Annotated in this window: 6 protein-coding genes; all 6 read right to left on the bottom strand. The window is 55.9% G+C overall.

The window, feature by feature from the left end:
• Positions 1 to 55: 55 nt before the first annotated feature.
• Positions 56 to 349, bottom strand: coding sequence for a hypothetical protein (locus ACMTNU_RS20280; protein ID WP_413937110.1), 294 nt, complete (start codon positions 347 to 349; stop codon positions 56 to 58).
• On the bottom strand, positions 346 to 2,250 hold the full coding sequence (locus ACMTNU_RS20285; protein ID WP_413937111.1) for a hypothetical protein: 1,905 nt from the start codon (positions 2,248 to 2,250) through the stop codon (positions 346 to 348). The genes ACMTNU_RS20280 and ACMTNU_RS20285 overlap by 4 nt, the downstream gene beginning before the upstream one ends.
• Positions 2,251 to 2,505 carry a hypothetical protein gene (locus tag ACMTNU_RS20290; protein ID WP_413937112.1) on the bottom strand — a complete coding sequence of 85 codons (255 nt, stop codon included), beginning with the start codon at positions 2,503 to 2,505 and terminating at the stop codon, positions 2,251 to 2,253.
• Between the two features lie 3 nt (positions 2,506 to 2,508).
• On the bottom strand, positions 2,509 to 2,688 hold the full coding sequence (locus tag ACMTNU_RS20295; RefSeq protein WP_413937113.1) for a hypothetical protein: 180 nt from the start codon (positions 2,686 to 2,688) through the stop codon (positions 2,509 to 2,511).
• Positions 2,689 to 2,811: 123 nt separating this feature from the next.
• Complete coding sequence (locus ACMTNU_RS20300) at positions 2,812 to 2,979, bottom strand: hypothetical protein (protein ID WP_413937114.1); 168 nt, start codon at positions 2,977 to 2,979, stop codon at positions 2,812 to 2,814.
• A 36-nt stretch (positions 2,980 to 3,015) separates the two neighbouring features.
• Positions 3,016 to 3,462 (bottom strand): hypothetical protein (locus tag ACMTNU_RS20305; RefSeq protein ID WP_413937115.1); only part of this gene is annotated, 447 nt, incomplete at its 5' end.

Below are 3,462 nucleotides of genomic sequence, written 5' to 3' on the forward strand. Positions count from 1 at the left end.
TTCTTGACCTTCATGTCACCGTCGTAGGCCATGGTGCGTCCTCCTTTCTTGGGGCTTAGCCCCAGGGTTGTACGTTCTGCTCCACGAACTTATTGGCAACCCTCGATATCGGCTCGCGAACCGTCTTGAGATCGTGACCCATCGCCATAAGGGCCTCGACGACACCAACGGCCTTGAGTCTGGTCGATAGCGCATCGGCATCTCCCAGGGACGGGTCGAGCAACCGCTCGATATAGTCACAGAGATGACGGTGAAACATCCTCGTGATGATATCGGCTGTCTTAGGGTCGAGGAGTTGTGCATTGAGATCGAGCGCATCCCGTTTCGCCTGCACTTGGCCGTTCGTCATGACGGCATCCCCGCTGCTGGCTGAGGCCCTGGAACCTGTCCGTCCAGAGGTCCTCCTGCTGGCTGATCTGGCCCCATCGGACCGGCACCAGCCCCGCCGCCCATGGCCGCGTTCAGGGCCATCTCCTGCTGTTGCGCGGCCTGCATGGCTTGCTGCTGCATCTCCATGACCTGCATTTCCTCTTGACTGCGAATCGCCTCGCTTGAGTCCAGGGCGCTCGCCATCTTGCGGATTAGGACATCATCCTTCGCGTACGGTGCAAATCGAGGGCTGTCCGTCATTTTCACCATGTTGATGAGCCGGTCTACCAACTCGGACTTCTGGAACAGAACAGAGATGCCGCGAACGTCAATGTCCGTCTCCTGCTTCAGGGCCTCCATGCGCTGATCCGGCGACATCATGGAAATGGTGCCGAGGATCTGGGCATGCTTGGCACCCAGCACGGCTGCATACGCCGGGCTGTCCCACGGGTCCCAATAGGTCGTGAGGACATCTTGAATCATCTCAAAGCCCTGCTCCACGCCATACTCGACATCGCGACCAATACCCTCGAACACCCCCATGGCCTGCTGAGTCTTGATCTGCACTTCCCCCTTGGTAATGTCCTTGCGCTGCCCGGTTTCTCCCTTCAGCAACTCCGTGACGAACACACCGTTCTGAAAGAGATTGCCCGTCAACGCCATCATGTGCTCAATGACGGGGAGAAAATCGTCGTCGGACGGAATGAGATTGTAGGCCCCACGTTGACCGAGCTTCATGGCTTTGGTGCAGCCCGGATAGAGTTCTTTATCGGCAGGATTGACGAGTTTCGACTCGTCCACTTCATAGGCCCCATTCAGGATAAAACTGAGCTTATCGGCCGTCATCGAGAGGATATTGTTGCGAAACTTCCACATCTTGAGCATGCCTTCGATGAGGCTATAGCCGTGAAAGTTCCGCATGTGCGGTAGGGCTGAAAACTGATGGATGGGCCATTTGATACGAGGGAACAGCACGGGTTTGGGCCTGGCGATGACCGTGCGATTAGCCACGGTAAAGCGGACCTTCGGCATGACCATTTCTCCGTTTCGATCCAGCACCCCGCCCCAGAACTCGCGGACAAATATTTGCGGGCGAAACTTATGAGAACGATCGACCAGCCCACGCTTCCGACGCTCTTTCACTCGGTCTAAGCTGCCTTCATCTCCGGCGTCGCGCAGGCAATCCCTGACGTTCTGGTAGTAGCCCTTGTTCTCGCCGTCCAACAGGGTGTGATAGTCAACCCAGTCCTGATGGATACAGTAGAGCCCGCTTTGCGGCTCGCGTGACATCGCATCGACATCGCGCCGAATTTTCCACGGCTCGATCTTGATGGGCTTAATGCCTTCTGACCCGTCCTCGTTCGTGACCCAGAGTGCCTTGAGCGCGAGACTCTGGCCGACCGAAAACGCCATTTCAGTCATATCCGGTAGGATCTGCACCAACTTGGTGCGCTTCGCCCACCAGCGTAAGGAATCCTGCCAGAATGACGCCTTCATGACGGCAGATGGATCGTCGCTCATATCGGTCGTGACGTTGATCCAGTCAGGCTGATCGATGATGGCCTTGCGGACCAACATCTTGGCTTGGATGACGGTCTGGAATGGTTCGTTGGTCGTGAGCTTGGCTTGCCAGTCGTCCTTCATCTGCAACTCACGCATCTTGTTCTCGTGCGCGTCCCAGAGCTGTTCGTCGAGCTTGATTCGATCTTTCTCGACATCCTCACTGTGACGAACGCACTCCTCGGCGTATTCCACGAGATGTCCGTCAGGTAGGTCACTCGTCTCGTCCTCAAAGAGCTTGCCGAACTCGTCGTCTGGGAGCTCCTGCATCTCTTCGATGGCCGCCGCTAAGGCGGCATCCGTGACGCCAAACGTGTCCACCTACATATCCCTCCGGTAGAGATTGCCTCGAAAATCGCGCTCAAGCTGGTCCTTCTGCATGGATGGGCCTAACTTCCGCAGATCAATATCGCTGATGCAGCCAGTCACGGGAGGATCGCCTTGCGCCAGGTACCATATCTTCGCGCAATTCCCGCACTTCAGGACTTCCCGCTTCGGATTGGGCAAGGCTCGCACTTCGCGATATCCCTCGATCCACTGGTGCCGGCCCAACTCGCTCTTTCTCAGGTTCGCCATGCGTCATCCTTCTGGTGAAATCGACGTTTCTTCACAGGTGAATTGCGCTCGAACATGATCCTTCTGATACTCCCTGACGAGTCTCCACCCTTCGTCCCGACAGGCTCGAAGCGATGGGTACGGATAGTCGTCCTGATAGACCGGCACTCCGTTTAGCAGGATCATCAAAAGGAAGACCACCATGCTGCACACCACATAAAAAAACGGCCTGCCAGATCCTCCGAAGAGGACCCAACAGGCCGTTCCAAGTACAGTGCGACTGGATGAGGCTAGCTTAGTATTTTGGCTTCTTGCCTGATTTCTTCTTCATCGTTCCTCGTATTCGTGAAACTTCTTAACCTTTAACGCATTGATAGTACCACCAGTACCACACGAAATCTCGAACGTCAACGAAATCTTGCCTTGACGCAACGGAAGATCCTCGAATTCGCGAAGGACGAGCTTGAGGTATTTATCCGGCAGTATCGCCACCACATCTAGCCTATCCTTGGAGCCAGGCAAACCGATCCATCACCAATCCCCCGGTTTCGGCACGGGCCTTCTCTTGTCAGCGACCCATACCAAATCCCGCTTGTGCATCACGGTCATGTTGACGATGCGATTATACGGCGCCCCGCTCTCGAACGGCTCCGTATAGAAATTGCCATCATCGCCTAGCCCATAGGCATACACCGCCCCGGCGGGCGTTGTCAATAGGACGTATTCAAGTCCAATGGCTGGCGACATCGGGACCGCAATGGGTGCCGAGACGCCACTCCAAAACCGCCATTGTTTCGCGATGGTGCGGTTTGGCGATAGAAACACGGGATCCTGCTTCACATCGTTGGCGATCACATGCTTCGGCGGATCACTCCCGACGCTCATAATCCCATAGGCATAATTCGGGACTTCATCGGCGAGGTAGTAGTACAGGATGTATCCATTGACAGGCCCGGTTCCCGTCATCGTGAAGGCCAT

Source organism: Nitrospira sp. BLG_1, from assembly GCF_047338595.1.
GTDB lineage: Bacteria > Nitrospirota > Nitrospiria > Nitrospirales > Nitrospiraceae > Nitrospira_D.